The organism is Archaeoglobus sp. UBA230, assembly GCA_002507545.1.
Lineage (GTDB): Archaea > Halobacteriota > Archaeoglobi > Archaeoglobales > Archaeoglobaceae > Archaeoglobus.
The window spans coordinates 1-21,059 of sequence record DAVR01000046.1 but is presented as its reverse complement, the minus strand read 5'-3'; the positions used below and the strand labels follow the sequence as shown (position 1 = coordinate 21,059).

25 protein-coding genes, 2 tRNA genes and 1 rRNA gene are annotated in these 21,059 nt (G+C 44.7%); 15 read left to right on the top strand and 13 right to left on the bottom strand.

Annotated features, from left to right (window positions below; genetic code table 11):
• Nucleotides 1-1,410, top strand: coding sequence for an acetyl-CoA decarbonylase/synthase complex subunit gamma (gene acsC, locus BP688_RS12680; protein WP_290597611.1), 1,410 nt, complete (start codon nucleotides 1-3; stop codon nucleotides 1,408-1,410).
• On the opposite strand, the gene BP688_RS12675 is transcribed toward acsC, so the two are convergent.
• From BP688_RS12675 to BP688_RS12665, 3 genes are read right to left on the bottom strand one after another with little or no spacing between them, the layout of a single operon-like run.
• Complete coding sequence (locus tag BP688_RS12675; RefSeq protein WP_290597612.1) at nucleotides 1,411-2,058, bottom strand: RNA-binding protein; 648 nt, start codon at nucleotides 2,056-2,058, stop codon at nucleotides 1,411-1,413.
• A gap of 2 nt (nucleotides 2,059-2,060) precedes the next feature.
• Complete coding sequence (locus BP688_RS12670; RefSeq protein WP_290597613.1) at nucleotides 2,061-2,849, bottom strand: HAD-IIA family hydrolase; 789 nt, start codon at nucleotides 2,847-2,849, stop codon at nucleotides 2,061-2,063.
• Entirely contained in the window at nucleotides 2,850-3,401 is a 552-nt protein-coding gene (locus tag BP688_RS12665) for a TATA-box-binding protein (RefSeq protein ID WP_290597614.1), read from the bottom strand.
• A 103-nt stretch (nucleotides 3,402-3,504) separates the two neighbouring features.
• Between BP688_RS12665 and BP688_RS12660 the strand changes: the two genes are divergently transcribed.
• Together BP688_RS12660 and rrf are read left to right on the top strand one after the other, a co-directional pair.
• Nucleotides 3,505-3,978: a DUF7144 family membrane protein gene (locus BP688_RS12660; protein ID WP_290597615.1), complete on the top strand. Its 474-nt coding sequence runs from the start codon at nucleotides 3,505-3,507 to the stop codon at nucleotides 3,976-3,978.
• A 24-nt stretch (nucleotides 3,979-4,002) separates the two neighbouring features.
• Nucleotides 4,003-4,123: ribosomal RNA gene (rrf, locus tag BP688_RS12655) — 5S ribosomal RNA — on the top strand.
• A 34-nt stretch (nucleotides 4,124-4,157) separates the two neighbouring features.
• Here the strand turns inward: rrf and BP688_RS12650 are convergent.
• Both BP688_RS12650 and BP688_RS12645 read right to left on the bottom strand, forming a co-directional pair.
• Entirely contained in the window at nucleotides 4,158-5,285 is a 1,128-nt protein-coding gene (locus BP688_RS12650; protein WP_290597616.1) for an aspartate aminotransferase family protein, read from the bottom strand.
• Between the two features lie 29 nt (nucleotides 5,286-5,314).
• The gene (locus BP688_RS12645) at nucleotides 5,315-6,604 is read right to left on the bottom strand and encodes a DUF22 domain-containing protein (protein WP_290597617.1); all 1,290 of its coding nucleotides are present in this window, start codon (nucleotides 6,602-6,604) and stop codon (nucleotides 5,315-5,317) included.
• 71 nt (nucleotides 6,605-6,675) lie between these two features.
• Here BP688_RS12645 and BP688_RS12640 point away from each other — a divergent pair, with 71 nt between their 5' ends.
• Nucleotides 6,676-7,419 (top strand): transglutaminase domain-containing protein, encoded by a 744-nt coding sequence (locus BP688_RS12640; RefSeq protein ID WP_290597618.1) that lies wholly within the window; start codon nucleotides 6,676-6,678, stop codon nucleotides 7,417-7,419.
• On the opposite strand, the gene BP688_RS12635 is transcribed toward BP688_RS12640, so the two are convergent.
• From BP688_RS12635 to BP688_RS12620, 4 genes are read right to left on the bottom strand one after another with little or no spacing between them, the layout of a single operon-like run.
• Nucleotides 7,416-9,155 carry an aldehyde ferredoxin oxidoreductase family protein gene (locus BP688_RS12635; protein ID WP_290597619.1) on the bottom strand — a complete coding sequence of 580 codons (1,740 nt, stop codon included), beginning with the start codon at nucleotides 9,153-9,155 and terminating at the stop codon, nucleotides 7,416-7,418. The genes BP688_RS12640 and BP688_RS12635 overlap by 4 nt on opposite strands.
• Complete coding sequence (locus BP688_RS12630) at nucleotides 9,152-9,562, bottom strand: 4Fe-4S binding protein (protein WP_290597620.1); 411 nt, start codon at nucleotides 9,560-9,562, stop codon at nucleotides 9,152-9,154. Before BP688_RS12630 ends, BP688_RS12635 begins: the two co-directional genes overlap by 4 nt.
• A gap of 2 nt (nucleotides 9,563-9,564) precedes the next feature.
• Nucleotides 9,565-10,791, bottom strand: coding sequence for a single-stranded-DNA-specific exonuclease RecJ (locus BP688_RS12625; protein WP_290597621.1), 1,227 nt, complete (start codon nucleotides 10,789-10,791; stop codon nucleotides 9,565-9,567).
• A gap of 33 nt (nucleotides 10,792-10,824) precedes the next feature.
• Nucleotides 10,825-11,760 (bottom strand): biotin--[acetyl-CoA-carboxylase] ligase, encoded by a 936-nt coding sequence (locus tag BP688_RS12620; protein ID WP_290597622.1) that lies wholly within the window; start codon nucleotides 11,758-11,760, stop codon nucleotides 10,825-10,827.
• 58 nt (nucleotides 11,761-11,818) lie between these two features.
• On the opposite strand from BP688_RS12620, the gene BP688_RS12615 reads away from it, so the two are divergent.
• Nucleotides 11,819-11,893, top strand: a tRNA-Ile gene (locus BP688_RS12615).
• Nucleotides 11,894-12,025: 132 nt separating this feature from the next.
• Nucleotides 12,026-12,667 (top strand): CRISPR system precrRNA processing endoribonuclease RAMP protein Cas6, encoded by a 642-nt coding sequence (cas6, locus tag BP688_RS12610; protein WP_290597623.1) that lies wholly within the window; start codon nucleotides 12,026-12,028, stop codon nucleotides 12,665-12,667.
• A 28-nt stretch (nucleotides 12,668-12,695) separates the two neighbouring features.
• Here cas6 and BP688_RS12605 read toward each other — a convergent pair.
• Nucleotides 12,696-12,778, bottom strand: a tRNA-Leu gene (locus BP688_RS12605).
• A gap of 73 nt (nucleotides 12,779-12,851) precedes the next feature.
• Here BP688_RS12605 and BP688_RS12600 point away from each other — a divergent pair.
• From BP688_RS12600 to BP688_RS12580, 5 genes are read left to right on the top strand one after another with little or no spacing between them, the layout of a single operon-like run.
• Nucleotides 12,852-13,193 (top strand): cytochrome c maturation protein CcmE domain-containing protein, encoded by a 342-nt coding sequence (locus BP688_RS12600; RefSeq protein ID WP_290597624.1) that lies wholly within the window; start codon nucleotides 12,852-12,854, stop codon nucleotides 13,191-13,193.
• Complete coding sequence (ccsA, locus tag BP688_RS12595; protein WP_290597625.1) at nucleotides 13,194-14,741, top strand: cytochrome c biogenesis protein CcsA; 1,548 nt, start codon at nucleotides 13,194-13,196, stop codon at nucleotides 14,739-14,741.
• Between the two features lie 60 nt (nucleotides 14,742-14,801).
• Nucleotides 14,802-15,212, top strand: coding sequence for a translation initiation factor IF-2 subunit beta (locus BP688_RS12590; protein WP_290597626.1), 411 nt, complete (start codon nucleotides 14,802-14,804; stop codon nucleotides 15,210-15,212).
• Nucleotides 15,212-15,508 carry a DUF424 domain-containing protein gene (locus BP688_RS12585; RefSeq protein WP_290597627.1) on the top strand — a complete coding sequence of 99 codons (297 nt, stop codon included), beginning with the start codon at nucleotides 15,212-15,214 and terminating at the stop codon, nucleotides 15,506-15,508. Before BP688_RS12590 ends, BP688_RS12585 begins: the two co-directional genes overlap by 1 nt.
• The gene (locus tag BP688_RS12580; protein WP_290624690.1) at nucleotides 15,478-16,794 is read left to right on the top strand and encodes an RsmB/NOP family class I SAM-dependent RNA methyltransferase; all 1,317 of its coding nucleotides are present in this window, start codon (nucleotides 15,478-15,480) and stop codon (nucleotides 16,792-16,794) included. The genes BP688_RS12585 and BP688_RS12580 overlap by 31 nt, the downstream gene beginning before the upstream one ends.
• Here the strand turns inward: BP688_RS12580 and cobS are convergent.
• The 3 genes from cobS to BP688_RS12565 are packed head-to-tail and all read right to left on the bottom strand — an operon-like array spanning nucleotide 16,780 to nucleotide 18,623.
• Complete coding sequence (gene cobS, locus BP688_RS12575) at nucleotides 16,780-17,454, bottom strand: adenosylcobinamide-GDP ribazoletransferase (protein ID WP_290597629.1); 675 nt, start codon at nucleotides 17,452-17,454, stop codon at nucleotides 16,780-16,782. The genes BP688_RS12580 and cobS overlap by 15 nt on opposite strands.
• 6 nt (nucleotides 17,455-17,460) lie before the next feature.
• Entirely contained in the window at nucleotides 17,461-18,117 is a 657-nt protein-coding gene (locus BP688_RS12570) for a protein-L-isoaspartate O-methyltransferase (RefSeq protein WP_290597630.1), read from the bottom strand.
• Nucleotides 18,075-18,623: a TIGR00454 family protein gene (locus BP688_RS12565; protein ID WP_290597631.1), complete on the bottom strand. Its 549-nt coding sequence runs from the start codon at nucleotides 18,621-18,623 to the stop codon at nucleotides 18,075-18,077. The genes BP688_RS12570 and BP688_RS12565 overlap by 43 nt, the downstream gene beginning before the upstream one ends.
• 52 nt (nucleotides 18,624-18,675) lie before the next feature.
• Here BP688_RS12565 and BP688_RS12560 point away from each other — a divergent pair, with 52 nt between their 5' ends.
• From BP688_RS12560 to BP688_RS12545, 4 genes are read left to right on the top strand one after another with little or no spacing between them, the layout of a single operon-like run.
• Nucleotides 18,676-19,311, top strand: coding sequence for a 30S ribosomal protein S3ae (locus tag BP688_RS12560; protein WP_290597632.1), 636 nt, complete (start codon nucleotides 18,676-18,678; stop codon nucleotides 19,309-19,311).
• Nucleotides 19,312-19,327: 16 nt separating this feature from the next.
• Nucleotides 19,328-19,912 (top strand): 50S ribosomal protein L15e, encoded by a 585-nt coding sequence (locus tag BP688_RS12555; RefSeq protein ID WP_290597633.1) that lies wholly within the window; start codon nucleotides 19,328-19,330, stop codon nucleotides 19,910-19,912.
• A complete protein-coding gene (locus BP688_RS12550) occupies nucleotides 19,909-20,346 on the top strand; it encodes an RNA-binding domain-containing protein (RefSeq protein ID WP_290597634.1) in 438 nt (145 codons plus the stop codon). The genes BP688_RS12555 and BP688_RS12550 overlap by 4 nt, the downstream gene beginning before the upstream one ends.
• Nucleotides 20,331-20,942 (top strand): RNase P subunit p30 family protein, encoded by a 612-nt coding sequence (locus tag BP688_RS12545; protein WP_290597635.1) that lies wholly within the window; start codon nucleotides 20,331-20,333, stop codon nucleotides 20,940-20,942. The genes BP688_RS12550 and BP688_RS12545 overlap by 16 nt, the downstream gene beginning before the upstream one ends.
• Nucleotides 20,943-21,059 lie beyond the last annotated feature (117 nt).

Genomic DNA, 21,059 nt, shown 5'->3' with positions numbered 1-21,059 from the left:
ATGAAGGTTAAGAGCCCTCTTGAGGTTTACAATTACCTACCGAGAACCAACTGTGGGGAATGTGGATTCGACACCTGCATGAGCTTTGCCGCCCACGTTCTTGACAGATCAGTCTCCGTTCTTGACTGCAAACCCCTTGTTGAAGACGCCCAGAAGGATGCAAAGGTTAAAAAGAAGCTCGATGAGCTTCTGGAGTTAACTGCGCCCGAGATAGCAGAAGTTGTCGTAGGGGTTGGTGATAGTGCGGTTAAAATAGGTGGTGAGGAAGTTCTCCACAGACACGAGCTGACTTTCTTCAATCCGACGGCGTTTTTCTACGACGTGTGGGACACGATGGAGGACAAGGCTATAGAGGAAAGATGTGACAGACTGGTGAGCTACAGAAAGTTCTATGTCGGTAACTTTCTCACACTCGATGGCTTTGCGGTAAGATGTACTTCTGGAGATCCGAAAAGGTATAGAGAGGTTGTGAAGAAGGTCGCCTCCTACGGAAAACCCCTCATCCTCGTTGCCCTCGATCCCGAGTGCATGAAAGCCGCATTAGAAGAGATAGCAGAGCAGAGGCCCCTGATGTATGCAGCAACTGAAGGAAACTGGAAGGAGTTTCTGAAGCTCGCTCTCGACTACAAGGTTCCCGTAACGATAAGGGCAAAGGACCTGGATATGCTGAAGAGCTTAGCAGTGACTTTCAAGCAGGCTGGGGTTAAGGACATCGTTCTCGATCCTGTTACTGAGCCGCTCGGTGAAGGGTTGAAGGGTACATTCGAGAGAGTGATTCAGCTCCGCAGGACTGCTATAGCGGGACAGGACAAGGACGTTGCCTACCCGATAATGGTCACTCCGATCGCAGCATGGCTGATTGACGGGGATGAAGTCAGCAAGGCCTACTGGGAGGCGGTTATTGCAAGCATGTTTATTGTAAAATACGGGGACATTATGATTTTCAGAAGCCTCGACCAGCACGTTGTGATGCCTACGATAACGCTTAGATTCAACATATACACCGACCCAAGAACGCCGGTACAGGTCGAGCCAGGACTTAAGCCGATCAATGACCCAAGTCCGGACGACCCGGTGTTCATCACGACGAACTTTGCTCTTACCTACTACACAGTCGAGAGTGACCTTACGAGCGGCGGCATCAAGGGATGGCTGCTTGTGCTCAACACTGAAGGGTTAGGAGTTGAGGTCAGTGTAGCTGGAGGTCAGTTCACAGCTTCAAAGGTTAAAGAACTGATAGAGGAAACAAAAATAGAGGAGAAAGTAAACCACAAGTATCTCGTCATTCCAGGACTTGCGGCCAGACTGCAGGGAGCCATTGAAGATGAGACAGGATGGAACGTATTGGTTGGGCCAATGGACTCAGGTAGGATTAAGGGGTGGCTCGAAAAGAACTGGCCACCCAAGTAATTACCTATTTTTTGTTAACTCCATCAGAATTGATTCGACCTCTCCCAGCCATTTTGTTATACTTCTTATGTCTTCAAGCGTAAGCTCTCCCTTCTTAGCTATCCTGTCGTGCTGGAGTACAAACATCCCTCTGCTTACCACCTTGCCGAACCTCCTCGGAGGGAGGTACGCAACCACAGCTTTCTTCCCCTGCTTGTATTCTTCACTGTTCGTCACAACCTCTATCCTATCGCCATAGTCAAAAATGCAAAGCCACAGACCATCGAGCTCACTTCTCGATGTTATCTCTCCTGCAAAAAATCTGATTGCCTCGCAAGCCCTCCTGATCTCTCCTCTTTTCATCAACTCCGGCAAGGTTTGAAGGTACTCAAGCCAGTAGTCGGTCAGAATTGTGTTGTAATCTTTATCGTCTGGAAGCATGGCTCTGAGTGATGAGGCGGCATCTACAATGTTGCGGAAGCTCTCAAATTCAAGAATATCCGGATATGGCAGGTAGCAGTATTTGACGTTCTGAATTTCCGAAGCCATACCTTTCAGAGCTTCGACGAACCTTTTTCTTCCCTGAACTTTGAGGGATTGCGACACTCTCTGCAATTCATCAATCCCTCTTTCAGCGAGTAGAATCCTGAAATCATTTGCGGTATCCATATCTATCCCTCAAAAATGCTGTTGAGGGATTCAAGGATGTAATCCGGTTCAATGCCATGTTTCTCTATCATCTGCTGAAGGTTATCTCTTGTGGTCACTCCAGTTAAAACCAGAACCGTGTCAGCTCCTATTGACTTCCCCGCTGCAACGTCAACGTCTATCTGATCCCCGACAACAGCTACTTCGCCGGGTTTAAGCCCAAGCACTTTCAGGGCTTCTTCCATTATCACTTTGGAGGGCTTCCCAACGATGACATCAGGTTCTCTGCCTGTCATCCAGTAGAGAGCACCGATAATCATACCCGTCCCGGGAATTGGCCCATCTTCAGACGGAAAAATCCTGTCGGGATTTGTTGCAACATATCTGATCCCTCTCAGACACGCCCTCAATGCCCTCGTCAATAAATCAAAGTTTATTCCCCGATTTGATCCAACAACAAGATACTCTGCCTCATCGTAATCCACGAGCCTCAATCCAGCAAGTTCAAGTTCCTCTATCAGTCCCTTCTCACCAGTTGTGAACACTTTTGCTCCCGGCTTCTCCCCTGCAATGAACCTCGCAGTTGCATAGGTGGCTATAAGTATCTCCTCTTCTGTGACCTCAAGACCGAAGGACTTCAGTCTGTCAAGCAGTATCCTTCTACTCCTTGTAGAATTGTTGGAAACAAATATGATCTTCTTGCCAATCTTTTTAAGCCTTTTTACAGCCTCAACACCCTCGACTATCGGTGTTTTACTCTTGCCCACAACACCGTCTATATCTATTATGAAACCCTCCTTGTCAAGCAGCATTTACATCAGTCCTAAGGTTCTCAGTTCTTCAGATATCCTCTCAACAGCTTTCCTTGCATCCTCTGGACTTTTACCACCTGTAACTACCATCTTTCCCGAACCGAAAATAAGCACAACAACTCTCGGGTCGTCAAGTCTATAAACGAGACCTGGGAATTGTTCGGGCTCATACTCGATGTTCTCAAGTCCAAGACCTATTGCGATTGCGTTTAAATTCAGATCAACACCGAGATCGGCAGAAGCGACAATATTCTGAACCTTAACATCTGGTTCATCAATTACTGGAATATCTATCTCCCTCAGCATTTTTACGATCTGCTTTACAGCTCTTCTCGCATCTTCAACACTCTTCGAACCTGTGCAAACGACCTTCCCACTCCTGAAAACAAGTGCAGCAGCCTTGGGCTCCTTTGTTCTCAGAACGAGACCGGGAAACTGCTTCGGTTTGTATTCAGAATCTTTTATCTCTCTCGAAATTTTGTTTAGGTCGATATTTTCACCAATTTGAGTTGAAGCGACAACATTCTCTATTTTGATCTTATAGTCTTCCATAACACCACCATTTTTAAAGACTTAAATACCATATAAATACCTTTGCACTTGTTCAACTCGGTATACCAGTAAAACATTTAAATTTAAAATCTCAAAAATCACCATGCGTCCGCTCGGAGTTACTGTGCTTTCTGTAATTATGCTCATCGGTGGAACTCTGTTCTTTGCCTCTGGTTTATCGCTCATGCTCTCTAAGGATACTGCGTACCCAATCTTCTCAGAGGAATACAAGGTGTTACTCAACCAGTCTATGTATGGTATGGTCAACATCACAGAGGAGCTTCTAACAGAGATATATGACACAGTGGTTTATGTTGCAATCTTCTTCGGCGCTGTTTATGCTGTTGTTGGCTTTGGTCTCTTCACAATGAGGGAGTGGGGTAGAATTGGCACCGTGATTCTGGCAGGCTTTAATGTGCTTTATGGTATTTTTTTGATGTTCATTCAACCCCTTGCAGCAGTTTCAATTGTTCTAAACCTCGTAGTAATCTGGTATCTTATGCGTCCGGAGATTAGAGAGAAATTCACAAGAAAAATAAGCATAGAAGACCGTGTTCTGGGTAACCAAAACCCTTAAATAGCCAAGAAGCTAAGAAAAAGTGCCGACGGTCATAGGGCGGGGGAAACACCCGGACTCATTCCGAACCCGGAAGTTAAGCCCCGTCCCGTTCCGCGTAGTACTGTGTTCCGAGAGGGCACGGGAATCGCGGAAACCGTCGGCTTTTTTGTTATGGCTCAGTTCAATCAAAGGTGAAATCAGGACACCATAACTTCCAGAGCCTGTGTAACTTCTTTCTCGGTGATTATCAGTGGAGGTACAAGGCGTATACTCCTTTCAGATGTGTTATTTACAAGCAACCCTCTCTTCAAGCATTTTTTGACAAAACTAATGGCATCATCCACCTCAAAGCCTATCATAAGCCCCATACCCCTGACATTCTCAAAGTGCTCCTTTAGCAGCCTGACAAAGTATTTCCCCACTCTGGCAGAGTTTTCAACCAGCGCTCTCCTCTCAATGAACTCTATGGTTGCCATGGAAGCTATGCACGCAACAGGATTTCCACCAAAGGTTGACCCGTGATCTCCTGCTTCTATCTTCTCAGCAACCTCTTCACTAACAGCGCAGCATCCGATGGGCATTCCTGAGCCCATTGCCTTTGCCATAGTCATAATGTCGGGTTTTACAGCATAATGATCCTTTGCGAACCACTTTCCAGTCCTGCCGAATCCAGTCTGAACTTCATCAACAATCAGCAAAAATCCGTATTTCTCTCTGAGTTCAAGAATTGCTTTGACGAATTCTGCATCAGCGGGATATACGCCAGCCTCTCCCTGAACGAGTTCCAGTATCACGGCAGCAGTTTCCTCATCTACCTTTCTATCCAGTTCCTCAATATTGTTGAACTCTGCAAACTCCACGGGTTCAACGAGGGGCATGAAGGGCTTTCTGAACTTCTCCTTGTAGGTTACCGACAAGGCACCCATAGTCCTCCCGTGAAAGTCGCCGGTGAAGGAGACAAACTTCTTTTTCCCTGTAGCCTTCCTTGCGAACTTCAATGCTGCCTCAACTGCCTCAGTTCCGCTATTGCAGAAGAAGAATTTGTCCATTCCCGTTATTTGACTCAGCTTTTCAGCTAACTCTATCTGAGGGATGGTGTAGTAAAGATTGGAGATATGGATTAGCTTTTCAAGCTGCTCTCTTACCCTCTCAACAAGATATTTGTTGGAGTGACCTATGCTAACCGTTGCTATCCCAGCGACAAGGTCGAGATACCTTCTACCCTCAGTGTCATAAACGTAGCATCCTTCGCTCCTTTCAATTACAACTGGCTGTCTTGTGTAGGTTTGTAGTATGAACTTCCTTTCTTTCTCAATCCAATCCATGCTGAGAAATTTTTACTGAGTTATTAAATTCATTGCTTCACGAACAGTTCCCGATACCTTGAGATGAAGAACTCAGGCTCTCTCAATACCGAAACGTTGTAAACTGCAACAGCACCAAGCAAGTCACCCTTCTCAACCCTGCCTCTCTTCACAGCGAGAAGTAGAGCGTGAGAAGCTCTTCTATCCTCTTCAACTGGCTTAGGGGGTTCGAAACTTGCTAAATCGAGAACACTGCCGACAGCATGATTAAAGGCTGTTAAAGGCTGAACGATCGTTCCTGAAGGGAACTCGAGGTCTGTGATTCTGATTAACTCGACTTCTCCCTCTTCTAAATCCTTACTTTCCGCAGCTACGATTGGCTCAAACTTTCCGATGCTACTCCTCTTGAAGCTGAAGGGTGATATCTTTATCCTTTTCTTTACGACCTTCCCGTCCTTCCAGTAAACCTGATTCGCCTCTACACTTCTTATTAAATGCTGGAGCAGCCTTGAAGCTCTCTCACCTGTTGAAATGTAGTATGCATTGAGAACTCCAACAAGGTCTCCCTCATCTACTTTTCCGTTAAAGGCTGGGATGAAGAGGGCGTGAGTTATGAGTTTCCTTTCCTCAACCATTCTCGGTTTTCCAGCATGTGCAACATCAATCACAGTCCCCAGCGCATGTCTCATTATTGATAGCGGTACTGGAATCGTGTTCTCGGGCAGCTCAACATTTTCCACTCTTAGAAGAACTGGCTCGCCCTTTTTTACATCAAGGCTTTCTTTAGCAATCAGAGGATACCACTCAGCAACATTCCACCTTCTGTACCAGTATTCTCTGAGTTTCAACCTTTCTCTCACAACTTCACCGTTTTTTCTGTAAGTTATATTCCCCACAACTTCTTTGAGCGAAACGTTAACATCAGGCTCAGCAATGCTCCCAACAAAGTCTGCTGGAGCCACATTCATCGGATATACCTTAACGACACCAATCAAATCCCCCACCTCAACGATTCCGTTCTCTGTAGGAAGAAAGGCAGCATAAACGATCTTTTTATCCTCCTCAATCCTGTAAAGCCTCTCTCCGTAGACATCAATCACAGTCCCCAGCGCATGTCTCATTATTGAGAGGGGAGATACTGCTGTTTTTGGCGGAAGGTAAATGTCCTCGATTTTAATAAGCGCAATCCTTCCCTTCTTGACTTTTACTTCTTGTGAGGCAATCATGAGCTTCCAGTAAGCCTTTCCGGCAGACTTGAAGGATGCAGAGTGAACTTCCGTAAATCCCTCAACGACTTCCATTTTATCCTTATCTCCCCAGTAAACAGTTCTGGCTTTCATAATTATTAATTTACTTCAATCCTAAAAACCTTTATGGTAAGATTTTTGACCTTGGCTGAGCGGATTTGTATATGGGTAAAACTACAATAGTCTTAATTTTTGGTCTGCTTCTGTTTTCAACGCTCTCATTCTATCTCTATGATGAGCTCACAAAGATAGAGGTGAAATACGAGTTTTTAAAGAGAGAATATCTGGAACTGAGTCAGGAAATCGAATTGCTGAACCAAAAATCGGTTTATATTGAAGGGCAACTTGAAAATTCCACCAAAATGCTTGAAGATATCAGGACGAAGAATGAGAAGCTGAGAAAAGAGCTGAAAAAACTGAGAGCCTTAGTTTCTGCAAATCCGAAAAGGGTAGAGGTTGAGCTTACAGGGAAAGACATGGACAGCAGGCTTGAAATAATCAAGAACGCAATCATGGAAGCTTTAAACTCTGAAATCGTCTTGGCTTACTCTGAAATGACCAATATCAGCGATGCAGTTTATATAAACGACAAAGAGTTCTCATTCAACTATGTTAGCGACCAGAACCTGTTTGGTGAGAGGGATGTTCTTGTAAATCCGGAGTGGTTCCTCGTTCATAGAGTCGGAGATTGTGATGATGTGGCTGCAGCGATGGCTGCAATTCTGAAAGCCAAGGGCTACAATGTCAAGTTCTGTGCAGGACACAGAGAGGGAGATGAGGACGGAAGCAAGCACGCGTGGGTGAGAATGGATTTGGGAGATGTTGATTATAGATACTGTGTTGATATGGTTTGTCCTTTGAAGGTGGGCGATTTCGGGAATATAGCGGAAAAATGTGTAGATATTTAGCCAACGATCTCCCTTACCTTTTTTATGTAGTAGTTCTTAGCTTCTTCAATGAATCTTTCGTCCAACTTCCCGTGCAAAGATTCTATTTCGAATATTCTCTTTGGGAATCTCAGATTTTCAGGGTTGAAGCCCATTTCAACTTTGAGTTTAAGCTTCTCCTTGTATATCTCCTCTCCCTTTTTCTTGAGTTCCTCCTCGCTTATCTCAACCCCCAGTGGCTCGAAGGCTCTCGAAATCAGGTCTGAAGTGTAGATTCCTCTTGCGAAAAAGCAAACGACTAAGCTGGATAGAACTTGCCTCCAACACTCTTCCGAAATTAACTTATCAACTACTTCTTCTGGAGTTACATCTCTCACCTTCTGATCAATGCTGTAGCCTGCAGAGTCGAGATGAGAGTGTCTCAAGCCAGTTGCATAGCCAAGATGTGCGGCATATCCGGTGTGGTAACCGGGCATTTCATTTCCTCCAAAGGCGAGGGCAAAATCCTTTCCCCCGTAAACATCGGATGCGTGCTCAATACCCATCGCAAGATGCCTGTAAAATTCATTCGGCTGCTCGTAGATGTAATCTATCGCTTTCAGGTAATTCTCAACATTCCCAAAGCTTAGCTTTATTATCGTATCCTCCTCACTCACAACTCCTCTCAAAAGAGCTTCGGTAGCCCAAGCGAGGCAAACACCTGTGCTCATAGCATCAAGTCCATAACTCTCGACCCTGTGAATAAGTCTCAGCAATCCATCTCTGCTTCCTACACCAAGCATGGAACCGAGGGAGTATATCAGCTCGTAGTCGTAGGATATCATGATGGTTTTGTAGAAATATGGCTCATTCTCGTAGGGGATTCTAAGGGCTGCGAGATGTATGCATGCAATCGGGCAGTGACTGCATGCAATTCTTCGTCCAAGATTATGTTCAGCCAGAGCTTCTCCACTTATCTCTTCTGCACTTTCAAACTTCGCCGATTGGAGATTTTTTGTGGGTAAGGAGTTAAGCTCGTTGAGAGGAATAACGTTGCCAGCAGTCCCAAGAAGGTGATACTTTTTCATCGCATCGGACTCTATTGCTGTTCTGTATATCTCATCGTAAACCTCTCTGAATTTTTTGGTGTTGGCGGGTAAATACTTCTTCCTGCCCCTTATAATGAGGGCCTTTAACCTCTTACTGCCAAAAACTGCTCCAAGTCCAAGTCTGCCGAAGTGTCTGTAGGTCTCGGTCGTTACGCATGCGTACCTTACAAGCTTCTCTCCTGCCCCCCCAATTCGCATCATTGTCCTTATTCCCCTTCCCGGCTCGTTCTCTGCTATTATTCTACCTACAATAAGAGAATCTGGAATGCCCCAGATAACCCTGCCATCCCTGAAATGCACCTCACCATTCTCTACCACAAGGTAAACCGGCTTCTTACTCTGCCCTTTTATAACGATTGCACCATAGCCAGCATTGGCAATCGAAGTCGCTGTTCTACCACCAGCATGACTCTCTCCGAGGTTGCCGGTGAGAGGACTTTTGAATAGTGCAACGGTTTTGGAGGCGAGTGGGTAAGCGGGAGTAAAAGGACCGGTTGCAAAAACAATGACATTATCTTCTCCCAGCGGGTCTGCTTCTGGATTCATATGCTCCTTTAAAAGCTGAACAGCAACCCCAGTACCACCGATCCATTTTTCAAAAAGGTCTGGACGATGTTCAACCTCGTAGCTGTAGTTGCTAAGGTCTATAACAAGCACTGCATCTCTCATGCCTCCACCTCCTCATAGGCAAGAACGCCGTGTGGGCAGTAACTGCTACAGTAGCCACAATGAATACAGACGGCTATCTTTCCGTCTTCCCTTTCGAAGATGGCATTGAGGGTGCAGGCGTCCATGCAGTACTTACATCCTAAGCATAGATTTTCGATGTAAACTACCCCTCCTCCCCTTTTCGGTTTCAGAGCGCCAGTGGGGCACACTTGTGCACATGGCGGCTCAGTGCACGCACGGCAGAAAATAACTGTTGCACCCCTCTCAAATCCGCTCAGGCTTACAGCAAGGATTGCAGAGCTGCTATTTCCTATTTCAGGTCTTTTAACAAATTTTCGGGAACAGGCATACATGCAAAGTCCGCAGCCAACACACTTTTCTATATCTTTAACAACGAGTTGTTTCATACTCATCCACCTTCATACTCGTCTACCAGTTTCTCAAAGGCTTTTATAAACTCTTCTTCCTTGTCCTTGTCTATTATAGTTGCTGCGGCGATCTTGTGGGTAGCATCTGCAAATCCACCAACAGCTTCACTCGCCTTCGGAACCAAATAGTCAAGACCGGGCATTTCTCCTCTTAGAACCCTTCTTTCGAGGAGAGGTGGGGTTCTACCGCTCATCTTTACACATTCCCATTCGATCTCACCGAGATCAGGGATAAACTTTGGCTTATCCTGAAATCCTATAAGGTATTTGCTATCGTTTACAAAGCTCATATCTTTGACAAGCTGGCAGAATTCACCAACAGTTTTAACGCCCATCGGAGAGAAGAAATTACCAACATGGAACCACTGGGTGTATTTTTCCTGAATTAGCTCTCCATCCTTGAGTCTTTCAATCATCTCCTTAAATTTTTTCTCTTTTAATTCTCCAAGTTCGGAAACCATTTTCATCGTTGCATCATCAAAGCCCTCAAAGCAAGCTTTAATGCCAAACCTGTATCCTCTCTTCTCGTATCCCACTGCCCCAAGAGTTGTCAGGCGCATCGCTATCTCATCGGCATATTCGCCAAACTTTGTCACAAAGTATTTCTCTCTAACGCCCTCAAACCTCACCTTAACCTGATCCCTTTCGATAGCCTCGCTGAGGGCGAATCTATCAAACCCAAGCACACCACCGCTCCTGTCATGGTAGTCACCAACGCTTCCGAGAACTGCAATGTATGCGTAGTCCATCGCCTCCTTCTCAGCAAGAACTCTGAAGAAAATGTAGTTCAGGCTTGAGGCTGAAACAAATATGTCTCCAGAAATTCCGGCAAGCTCAGGATCTAGAACGTGCACCGTATCACTCTCAATATCCTTTGCCGGGTGGTGATCTATGATTAAAACTCTGCTCTTTCCAGCGTTAACTCTATCTATCATCTCTGCTGCTAAACCGGCAAGATCTGTGTATATGATCATGCCATCTCTATCCCTGTGAATTCTCTCTACAATCGCCGGATATACCTTCTCAATGCAGATAAATTCGGATTTAAAACCAAGATAATCACAAATCTTAGAAAGCAAAGCTGCGGAACAGATACCGTCAGCATCGTTATGGTGAACTACTGTTATTCTGTCACCTTCGTAAGTCCTGATGAGGTCAGCTGCCTTCTCCACCCAGTCGAAGAACTCTGAATGTAGGAACTCCTCCATGTGTGTTATTTGAATTGAATTAATAAATGTTTTTCATTGGATTTTGAAATTTCGAAGATGAATGCAGTCCCCTGCGTATACTTCCCTACCGTTAACTATAAGCGCTCCATTCTCGCTTAAATCTTCTGCCACTCCTATGATCTCCTCTGCAGATGTGGTAACTTTAACGACCTTACCGATGGTTTCACATTTCTTCAGGAACTTTTTTCTCAGATCACTCCACTCTCCTTCGAGTAACCTTTGATAGTATTTTCCAAAGTTAGCCAAAACCAAATCAAAAATTTCTCTTCGACTTAAATCAAAGAATTCACCAATTGATGCAGCAACGTCTTTAAGTTCGTCTGGAATCGGGTTTGAAACGTTGATACCTATCCCCAAGACGATCATAGGGTTCTCCATCTCCCCGTAAAGTTCGGATAAGATGCCGCAAACTTTTTTACCTCTGATCAAAACATCGTTTGGCCACTTGATCTTGGCTTTAGGTATAGCTTCAGCGACCGAAAGTCCGGCTACCAGAGTTATTTTGGGCAGCTCGGAATATTCAAGTGTCGGATCGAGAGAGAGGGTGAAATAAAGTCCTCCTTTCTGACTCTCCCACTTCCTTCCCAATCTGCCCTTTCCTGCTGTCTGTGATTCAGCAAAAAACAGAACTTTTGATTTCCCGTATTCTTTAGCTCTCTCGTTGGTTGAATCTGTGGTTTCGTAGTAGATAACCTCGTCAATATGATCATCAAGCCTTTTAAAGGTGATATCAGCAACTTCAAAGGGGTTGAGTTCATCTTTATCAACAAGAATATAGCTCCTTCCGGTGGACTCAACTTTGAGCCCGTAATCCCTCAACTTGTTTACAGCCTTCCAAACTGCCGATCTTGTAATTCCGAGCATTTTCCCAATTTCTTCGCCAGACATCTGTTTTTCTGATAGAATCTTGTAAACCTGATAGTCCGTGCTCTGTTTTTTAATTCGCATACTTTTTGAACTACCATAACTTTAATAAACCCTTTTTCTGAAAGATGCCTGATATTCTGGGCCCGTGGCTCAGCCTGGTTAGAGCGCGCGCCTGATAAGCGCGAGGTCCGGGGTTCGAACCCCCGCGGGCCCATTTTAAGTAATCTGTTTCTGCAGTCGTTGCAAGGTTGTTTCGTCGCTCTTTATTCTGAGAAGTGTTACTTCTTTCAATCTCCATTTTCAGGAGCTTTTGATTCTTAACTTCTCTATTGTATAAATTAAATAAATGGTAGCCATCTCCGTTCTTCCCTTCTACGGGAAATCAGTGAGCGGAAGAGGTGAAATAACTCTCGACATAAACGTTTTTGGAGATTACATCCGCTATCTGCCCCACATCATTTACGGTTTACGCTACCTCGGTAAGCTTGGGCTGAATGCTACAAGCAGATACGAGCTTACCAGCATAAAAGATGCCATTTCCGGGAAGGAAATCTACGATGGGGAGAGTGTAAATGCGGAGGGAATAAAGACCGTGGATCTTGGAGAAATCGCCCCACTAAACCTCGATGATGTTGTGGAAGTTCAGTACTCAACGCCAATCGAAGCCTATATTCCAATAAAACTCGAATTCCTCATCCATCTGATAAGGAGGAGACTGATACTCTACGTCAACGAATACGGCAGTGGTGAAGTTTTTGATTTTGAATGCAAAGCTGAAATTCTCGAATCCGAATGGCGGAAACACAAACTCATCCACGTCTCGAAAAGACAGGGTAAGAGGAGTTTTTACGGCGTTACTGGGTTTGCAAGGTACAGAATCAACAATGCAGATAAGAATGCTTTAAAGCTTCTCGCAATCGGCGAACTTATTGGTGCTGGAGCAAAGGCGAGCTTTGGGATGGGCACTTATGTGATACGTGGGTTTTAGAATCAAAATTTCGAGGAACGCAGATAAGTGCGGGGGGAGGGATTCGAACCCTCGAACCCCTACGGGACTGGACCCTAAATCCAGCGCCTTTGACCGCTCGGCAACCCCCGCTCAAAACAACTTGGCGGGGTGATTTTTTAAACTTGCGATAAACCTTTAAATTCTCCCAGCCCCCCATTAAACCATGAACAGTAAGAAACTCAGCCTTGCAGCACTCTTGATATTCATCGCAATAGCCATTATTACTCTGTACTACAACATATCTCCCTACATCTCCCCATCACAACTGTTAAAACTTGACTACGCAAACGACATTCAGGTTGTGGGAAAAATTACTGACTTGAAGGCACAGAACGGCATGACATTCTTCAAACTGACTGATGGTAACGCGGCAGTTGAGGTGATATATAAAGGAAGTGTTCAGCACTACGACTCAGAGGTCGTCGTCGTCGGGGACTGGAAAGATGGCGTTTTATATGCTAAAGAAGTCTTAAGGAAGTGTCACACAGAATATACAGGTGGTTAGTTGGGGACAGGTGATTTTCTCCTCTTACTCTCTCTTATAGCTTCTGTATTTTCAGCGATATTATTTCTTACTGCTCTGAAAAATAGGGCCATCAAGTATGCCACAATAGCTGAAGATTTGCTTCATGCCTCTACATCTGCCTGTTTTGCAGCATTAATGCTACTGATTTACTATTTTCTGACCGACAATTTCTCTGTGTGGTATGTCTACGCGAACTCAAATCTTGAAATGCCCATAGTCTACAAGTTGAGTGCAGTGTGGGCTGGCAAAGAGGGTAGTTTACTTCTTTGGGCATTTCTCACGCTTCTTGTCACTTCTCTGTATATGTCTGCGGGCAGAAAAGATTTGATGAAATTAAAAGTCGGTCTGATAATGTCTGCTTTCTCCTCATATCTCCTGATCATTCTTGAATTCTACTCAAATCCCTTCGTCACGATTCCCTACCTCCCTACCAACGGCTACGGTCTTAATCCACTCCTAAGAACCTTTGAGATGGCAATCCATCCTCCAGTAGTCTTCTTGGCTTACTCTCTTTCAGCTCTGCTTTTTTCGGTTACACTTTCTCAGTCTGCAAAAGGGGATTCTGCATCAGATCAGAGAGTTCTTGCAAGGCTATCATGGCTTTTCCTAACCCTTGGCATTGTTATTGGAGGTTGGTGGGCATATAGAACCCTTGGTTGGGGTGGTTTTTGGGGCTGGGACCCGGTGGAGAACGCTTCGCTTCTACCATGGATAACCCTCACTCTTTATTTCCATCTGAGAAAGCACAGGGAGTTGTTTGCATATCTCACTTTCACTTTCGTCCTCTTCGCAACCTTTGTGACGAGAGGGGGTATTATTAGCTCTGTCCACAGTTTTGGCAGCGATTACTCTGGCTACATGTATCTTGCACCACTTTGTGTCTCTTTAATTCCCATTTTCTCACGAATAAGAGATTTTGAGAACATTAAAAGTCTGTGTTCTCCCCTAATTCCAGTTTTGTTCTCATCTGCCTTTATAGTCGTTTTTCTGGGCACTGTGGCGAACTTAATGGTGAGTGTTGAGAGATCGTACTATCTCATCACGTTCCTACCGATCTTTGCAATGATAACGCTACTGGCAGTATTAAACATAAAGAAGATGAATTCTACAGCAAAGCTGATACACGTAGGCTTGATGGTGCTCTTTCTCGGTTCCCTGTCTGTATGGTTATTTGAGACTCATGAAACGCTGAACTTGGGTAACGACAATGGATTCAGACTTGAAGATATCTGGTTGAATGAGGATTATGAGAAGTTTACAGTTGTATCTAAGATTCAAACACCTTACGGAGTGGTGTATCCTGAGTATGTGATTTACAAAATAGAGAGGGAGGAGAGGGGCGTTTCGTCAGTTGAAATAGTAAGTTATCTGTGGATGGACGAGTACTTTGCCATTACAGGTTTTGATCTTGAGAAGAGGTCAGTTGTCCTCGAGCACTACACAGTTCCTCTAATCTCATGCGTGTGGCTTGGTTCCGCTTTGATGGTAGTGGGGATAATCCTTAGGTGGTCTCACTTCAGAGTTTAGCCTTACAGGTAACACTCTTAGCCAGTAAAATATTTATCTTCTTTACAACAACACATGACAATGAGAGCTTATGAGGAACTCCTTGAAAGAGCCTTGGAGAAGCTGGCCAATAAGGATATTGTGAAGAGAGAGAGGTTTGAAATACCGAGAGTTAGCGTCATAAGGGAAGGTGCGAGAACAACTTTGAAAAACTTCTCGCAGATCGCTCGAACTCTCAACAGAAGCGAAGACCATCTTTACAAGTACATAGTCAAGTCTCTCGGTACTGCTGGCTTCATTGACAACGGTAGATTGATTTTGCAGGGAAAATTCACGGAAAATGAGATTCAGAAAGAAATAGATGATTATGTCCGCCTTTACGTTCTCTGTAGGGAGTGTAACTCTCCAGATACCGAGTTCGTGAAGGAAGAGAGAGTACTGATGATTCGCTGCCTTGCCTGTGGAGCGAAACATCCGGTTAGGAACATCTGATGACATTCAGAATGAAGGTATACAGAGTGAAGGGTGAAGTGCTCGTTGCGGTCTGTGATTCAGACATAGTTGGGAGAACATTTCGGGAAGGAGAGCTGAAAATAGAGGTCAAAGAGAGCTTTTATGGTAAGGAAGAATACAGCGAGGATGAGGTTAAGAGAGAGTTGAGAAGAGCAACAATAGCCAACATAACTGGAAAAAAAGCTGTTGAGCTTGCTATTAAGATCGGCATCATTGATAAAGACAGGGTTTTGGAAATTGGAGAATGTCCGCACGCTCAGATGGTCGTGATGTGATCCCGACTCAGGAGATTGCCGCAAAGGTTCTTTCACTGGTTGAAAAAGAGGGAATTTCAGTCAAGACTGCTATTGCAAGGTTTGCTGGCAAGTATGATTATAAAATCCGTGGGAGTGTGCATGCTTATTCTATTGAAACTCTGAAAAGGCTCAATGCAATAGACTACTTTCTGAAAAACTCTGCACCTAAGTTTGACTCCCTCAACCTTTTTGTCAAAAATTTACTGAGAGTTGCAGTTTATGAGATGAAATACAAGAATGTTCATCCCGCACTCGCGACGGATTCTGCCGTGAGGATTGTGAAGAAACGGGACAGCAAATTTGCCAGCCTTGTAAATGCAATCCTAAGAAAAGTGGAGGACATGGAAATTGAAAGTAATGACAGCGTGGAAAGTGTAGCCCTTACACTTTTCCATCCTGAGTGGTTTGTAAGCTATACCTATGAGCTGCTGGGTGAAAATGAGGCAAAAAAGCTCATGGAAGCAAATTTGATAGCACCACCACCTTACATCAGGGTCAATGAATTAAAAAGCTCGGTTGAGAGTGTTGTAAGATATTTGGAAGAAAATGAGGTCGTTTTGTCTCCAACGTTTATTGACGAGGTTTTCAGGGTTGAAGGTTACGAGAAACATCCTGCATCCTTAGAGTGGCATTCTAAGGGGAAGTATGTGATTCAGGACCTGGCATCCTGCTTTGTATCCTGCGCTCTGAACCCCTCTCCTGACGATACGGTTGTTGACCTTGCTGCAGCCCCCGGTATGAAGACAAGTCATATCGCAATGTTGATGGGTAATGAGGGAAAGATAATTGCAGTTGACAACTCCCCAGAACGGATCAGAAGAATGAGGAGCAAGTTAAGGCAACTCGGCGTAAGGAATGTTGAGATAAGACTTGGTGACGGGTGTAATTTCAACTTTGTTGCAGATAAGGCTCTGGTTGATGCTCCTTGCTCCTCTACAGGAAGTTACGCAACTCAACCAAATGTGAAGTGGACATTTGACTGGAGGAAGTTCAGAGCCACACTCTCAGTTCAGAGAAAAATGCTGAGAAATGCCGTAAGGAGTGCTCATGAGGTTGTCTATGCAACATGCTCCATAATGTTTGAAGAGAATGAGGCGAATGTCGGAAGCATAGGGGCTGAAGTCGTCAGGTTGGACACACCCTTCTCGAGGGGTATTAGGGAGTTCAGGGGGAAGAAGTTTGATAGCTGGGATAAGGTTGTTAGGAGCTTCCCACATCTTCACAACTGTTCAGGATTTTTCATAGCAAAATTAAAGGGTGAGTAGAGAAGAGAGAAAGGTTATGCAGTTTGCGGATCCAATAATGTCTCCGTTTATCCCGCCAAATTTTTTCTCCGAGTAACCCTTCAAAATCAGAACCACCACAATTGTCATGGCAATCGCATAGACCGAGTTCAGGCCTATGAGATAACCAGCAACGATGAGTGGGGGTAGAGCGATAAACACATCCTTAAATCCTGCAAATTCCATCATGTATGAAGCCATCCCTTCCCAACTCGGTTTTGATGTCACCATCAGTAGCAGCATCGAGAATTTCGCTGCAATCTGGGCGAAAATAATCTGTATGGCATTGGACAATTGTAGGGTGTGGTAGAGCAAGACAAGGTAAAGGATTGCTGTTGCAATTCCACCCGCTCCGGTATTTGTATCCTTCAAAGCTTCCTTTTTCCTGCTTTCGGGAGCAAAGAAAGCGTCTCCGAAGTCAATCAAGCCGTCAATGTGGTTTATACCCTCTACCGCCATATAAAGAGCTACTGCGAGAAATCTAATATCGAAGCCAGCATACTGCCTTACAAAATCCGGGATGGCGATTATGAGGCCTATGACCACGGCGGTGTAGGTGAAAGTCCAAAGATTTCTTCTCAGCTTTTCGATGTCTCCCTTAATTGGTATGGTTGTTAGGAATGCGATTGAGCTACCCAGCATGCTTTATCAGTATCTGATGCTTTTGAATCCGTATTCTCCTCTCAATGGCACAAATCGCACCGAACTCCAGTTCTTCTTTTTGATATTCCCTTTTTCATCCTTCTCGACAATCAAAAGCCACTGAACGGTGTCTCCCACAGGGATGACCATTTTTCCACCTGGCTTGAGTTGCTCGATAAGAGGTTTGGGGATGTCGGGGGCTGAGGCTGTTACGTAAATTTTATCGTAGGGAGCTTCTGGTTCGTAGCCCTTACTTCCATCACCCACTATGATGACAACGTTATCGTAGCCCAGCGCTGGTAGATTCGCTTTCGCAACTTCGGCAAGCTCAGAAATGTATTCAATGGATATCACCTTCCCCTTCTTCCCGACAAGTTCTGCTACGACAGCAGCGTGGTATCCACAGCCGGTTCCAACCTCAAGCACATTATCCCCTTCTTGAAGGTCGAGTAATTCGCACATGATCGCAACCATGTGCGGAGCGCTGATAGTCTGGCCATACCCGATGGGTAGAGGGGTGTCAACGTAAGCCTCCGTTTTGTACCTTTCAGGGACGAAAAGGTGTCTGGGAACCTTTTTAATTGCTTTATAAACTCTATCACTGAGGTTTAGCTCATACTTCAATCTTTCTGCAAGCCTTTCCCTTTTCTTGTCATAGTCCATAACTTCTCAGCCCTCTCAGCGTCTTTTAAGGTATTGACGTTGATTAAACTGTTCTCTTCGACATTATATATCTCTTCCTCCTGCGCCTCATCTATAAAAAAGGCATCAATGATGTTCAAACCCACCGACTTTCCGCCTATGACAACCCTCAGTGCCCTCTTTGTTGAAGTCATGTAACTCTCAAGAGCCCTCTCTGCTATTCCATTTCGGATGTAAACGATGTCTGCGCATGCTATGAAAACTGGCTCCGCAATGGACATCTCAACGCAAACTTCCCTGTAATCTTCAATGAATCCTTTTCCAGAGGCTCTGTAAAAGTCTATCCCTTCATCCATCAGAAATCTTTCCGTTTCGGGTGTGTTGGGAGATGTTACAGCCAGAACATCAAAATTTTCAAACTCCACAATGGAATGTTCAATCAGCTTCATTCCGCAAACCTCGAAGAGGGGTTTCTCTCCTCTCCCAAGTCTTTCTCCCCTCCCCCCGCACATCAGCAGAGCATGCATGGTTTATAATCTCCAAAAGTTTTATTAATTGTCCCCTCAAAACTGCAAAAGCATGGCGAGAAAGAGAAGAGCTGCAAGAGTTAAGGATAAGTGGACGATGAAAAAGTGGTTCACGCTAATCGCTCCTGAGTACTTTGGAATGGCCGAACTTGGTGAAACTCCAGCGGATGACGCAAATAAAGTGCTAAATAGGACTGTGGAGACGACACTTGCAGAGTTGACTAATGATTACTCGAACCAAAACACGTACAAGAAGCTGATTTTTAAGGTATTTCGGGTAGCTGGGGAGAACGCGTATACCAAATTTTGGAGATTTGAGCTTACAAGGGAGTATCTCAACAGCCTCACAAGGAGAAGGACAAGTAAGATTGAGGATGTCGTGGATGTCACAACTGCTGATGGTTACAAGCTAAGAGTGAAGCCAGTTGTTTTCACCATAAGAAGATGCAAGAGCAGTCAGAAAAGGGTGATTAGATCAATCATGCGGGAGATAGTACTTGAAAAGGGTAGCTCGATGAACTTCGTCCAGTTTCTTCAGGAATGTGTGCTGGGGAAAATACCGGCTGAAATATATAAGAATGCCAAAAAGATTTACCCCATAAGAAGGGTTGAGATCAGAAAGATCGAGCTTCTTGGAGAGCCGAAAACTGTAGAAACGCAGCCTGCTGTTGTTGAGGCGGTGGCGTAATTGCGTGGTGGTTGATATGAAGTCAATGTATGCCTATATCAGAGAGGCTTGGAAGAGGCCCTACGAGGGATTTGTCGGGGAACTCATGTGGCAGAGGTTGCAGAAGTGGAGAAGGGAGCCTGCAGTGGTAAGAATTGAAAGACCAACGAGGCTTGACAGGGCAAGGTCTCTGGGGTACAAGGCCAAGAAAGGGATTATCGTTGTCAGAGTTAGAATAAGGAGAGGTGGAAGGAGGGCAACGAGACCGAACAAGGGCAGGAAAAGCAAGGGACTTGCGGTTAACAAGAGAACTCCGAAAAAGAACCTTCAGTGGATCGCTGAAGAGAGGGCAAATAGAAGGTATCCCAACATGGAGGTTCTGAACTCCTACTGGGTTGGAGAGGATGGGAGATACAAGTGGTTTGAGGTAATTCTGGTTGACAGAGACCATCCAGCCATCAAGACGGACAAACAGCTCTTTTGGGTGAGCTCCAAGAAAGGGAGAGTTTATCGCGGCTTGACTTCAGCAGGCAGGAAGGCGAGAGGTTTGAGAAGGAAAGGTCGAGGAGCAGAGAAGGTCAGACCGAGTTACAGGGCGAATTTCAGAAAGAAAAGCAGATGAAGGGAAGGGTAGAGTGGATTAAAGTTTCTGCCGTTGTCCACTCAACTGAAGATCGCGAAAAAGTTGGTGAGGCGATTGCCACTCTTTTTCCCTTTGAGTTTGAAATATTTGTAAGCAAGGCAAAAGGTCATTACGGCAACCCAATGGAGTTTCTTGAAGTGGAGATTAAGAAGAGTGGGGAGATAAGGAGGTTTTGGAGATATTTTTTGCAGCAACTGGGTGATCAGGTTAAAGAGTTGCTGGAAACCATCGAAGACAGGATTGATGATCAGAATGTCCTCCACATCAGGATTGACAAACAAAAAGCTTACCTCGGAGAGATTGAACTAAGTCATGGTGGGGATCCGATAGCTGTAAAGGTCAAGCTCGTTACATTTCCAGCAAGGAGAGATGCTATTGTTGAATTTGCTAAGGAGATATGTACGACTTCTTGAGATTTGTCCCTGAAAATCTAATGGACTTGGGATTTAAGAGCTACATTTTCATGCTTGAGAAACCCGGCATCTGCGGGGGGGTTGTTGTAAAGGCCGAGAATCCGGATGACTTGAGAAAGAAGCTTCGAAAGGTTAGAAAGAACATTATTGTAGGAGTTACTGGCAATGAAGCAGTCTGTAGAGAGGCTGTAATGAGGAGAAAGGTTGATTTGATTCTGGATAGTGACAACAGGCAACTGGATTATGCCACAATAAAGCTTGCAGCAGAAAAGGATGTGGCAATTGAACTCAGTTTGGCAAAGTTTATCAGAAATAAGGGGTTAAGCAGAATGCAGCTTTTTGAAAGGCTCTGCGATGAGGTGAGGGTTATAAAGAAATTTGACGTTCCATTCGTTGTAACAACAGCGGCTGAAAATGTGTATGAGATGAGGACGAGGAGACAGGTTGAGAACTTCTTTTCCTTCTTCGGCTGCGAAATCGTCAAAGCGAGACAGCATGCAACAAGGCTTGTAAGGAAATACTATGATACTCGTTTCATAATGGACGGATTCGAAATCGAAGCAGAATTGGAGGCTGATGTAAAGAAAAAGGGTTGAATCACTGGCAACACACAGAAAACTTGATATACTCTTTTGCCGTTTTTATCCTAATGCTGCATACTGCATCTGAATTAAAGGGTATTAAGCTTCCCTACAAAACCAAATCCCTCTGTC

What these genes read in the sequence shown, in the direction of transcription:
- acsC (WP_290597611.1), top strand. Translation starts at nt 1, where the DNA reads ATGAAGGTTAAGAGCCCTCTTGAGGTTTACAATTACCTACCGAGAACC.
- BP688_RS12675 (WP_290597612.1), bottom strand. Translation starts at nt 2,058, where the DNA reads ATGGATACCGCAAATGATTTCAGGATTCTACTCGCTGAAAGAGGGATT.
- BP688_RS12670 (WP_290597613.1), bottom strand. Translation starts at nt 2,849, where the DNA reads ATGCTGCTTGACAAGGAGGGTTTCATAATAGATATAGACGGTGTTGTG.
- BP688_RS12665 (WP_290597614.1), bottom strand. Translation starts at nt 3,401, where the DNA reads ATGGAAGACTATAAGATCAAAATAGAGAATGTTGTCGCTTCAACTCAA.
- BP688_RS12660 (WP_290597615.1), top strand. Translation starts at nt 3,505, where the DNA reads ATGCGTCCGCTCGGAGTTACTGTGCTTTCTGTAATTATGCTCATCGGT.
- BP688_RS12650 (WP_290597616.1), bottom strand. Translation starts at nt 5,285, where the DNA reads ATGGATTGGATTGAGAAAGAAAGGAAGTTCATACTACAAACCTACACA.
- BP688_RS12645 (WP_290597617.1), bottom strand. Translation starts at nt 6,604, where the DNA reads ATGAAAGCCAGAACTGTTTACTGGGGAGATAAGGATAAAATGGAAGTC.
- BP688_RS12640 (WP_290597618.1), top strand. Translation starts at nt 6,676, where the DNA reads ATGGGTAAAACTACAATAGTCTTAATTTTTGGTCTGCTTCTGTTTTCA.
- BP688_RS12635 (WP_290597619.1), bottom strand. Translation starts at nt 9,155, where the DNA reads ATGAGAGATGCAGTGCTTGTTATAGACCTTAGCAACTACAGCTACGAG.
- BP688_RS12630 (WP_290597620.1), bottom strand. Translation starts at nt 9,562, where the DNA reads ATGAAACAACTCGTTGTTAAAGATATAGAAAAGTGTGTTGGCTGCGGA.
- BP688_RS12625 (WP_290597621.1), bottom strand. Translation starts at nt 10,791, where the DNA reads ATGGAGGAGTTCCTACATTCAGAGTTCTTCGACTGGGTGGAGAAGGCA.
- BP688_RS12620 (WP_290597622.1), bottom strand. Translation starts at nt 11,760, where the DNA reads ATGCGAATTAAAAAACAGAGCACGGACTATCAGGTTTACAAGATTCTA.
- cas6 (WP_290597623.1), top strand. Translation starts at nt 12,026, where the DNA reads ATGGTAGCCATCTCCGTTCTTCCCTTCTACGGGAAATCAGTGAGCGGA.
- BP688_RS12600 (WP_290597624.1), top strand. Translation starts at nt 12,852, where the DNA reads ATGAACAGTAAGAAACTCAGCCTTGCAGCACTCTTGATATTCATCGCA.
- BP688_RS12590 (WP_290597626.1), top strand. Translation starts at nt 14,802, where the DNA reads ATGAGAGCTTATGAGGAACTCCTTGAAAGAGCCTTGGAGAAGCTGGCC.
- BP688_RS12585 (WP_290597627.1), top strand. Translation starts at nt 15,212, where the DNA reads ATGACATTCAGAATGAAGGTATACAGAGTGAAGGGTGAAGTGCTCGTT.
- BP688_RS12580 (WP_290624690.1), top strand. Translation starts at nt 15,478, where the DNA reads ATGTCCGCACGCTCAGATGGTCGTGATGTGATCCCGACTCAGGAGATT.
- cobS (WP_290597629.1), bottom strand. Translation starts at nt 17,454, where the DNA reads ATGCTGGGTAGCTCAATCGCATTCCTAACAACCATACCAATTAAGGGA.
- BP688_RS12570 (WP_290597630.1), bottom strand. Translation starts at nt 18,117, where the DNA reads ATGGACTATGACAAGAAAAGGGAAAGGCTTGCAGAAAGATTGAAGTAT.
- BP688_RS12565 (WP_290597631.1), bottom strand. Translation starts at nt 18,623, where the DNA reads ATGCATGCTCTGCTGATGTGCGGGGGGAGGGGAGAAAGACTTGGGAGA.
- BP688_RS12560 (WP_290597632.1), top strand. Translation starts at nt 18,676, where the DNA reads ATGGCGAGAAAGAGAAGAGCTGCAAGAGTTAAGGATAAGTGGACGATG.
- BP688_RS12555 (WP_290597633.1), top strand. Translation starts at nt 19,328, where the DNA reads ATGAAGTCAATGTATGCCTATATCAGAGAGGCTTGGAAGAGGCCCTAC.
- BP688_RS12550 (WP_290597634.1), top strand. Translation starts at nt 19,909, where the DNA reads ATGAAGGGAAGGGTAGAGTGGATTAAAGTTTCTGCCGTTGTCCACTCA.
- BP688_RS12545 (WP_290597635.1), top strand. Translation starts at nt 20,331, where the DNA reads ATGTACGACTTCTTGAGATTTGTCCCTGAAAATCTAATGGACTTGGGA.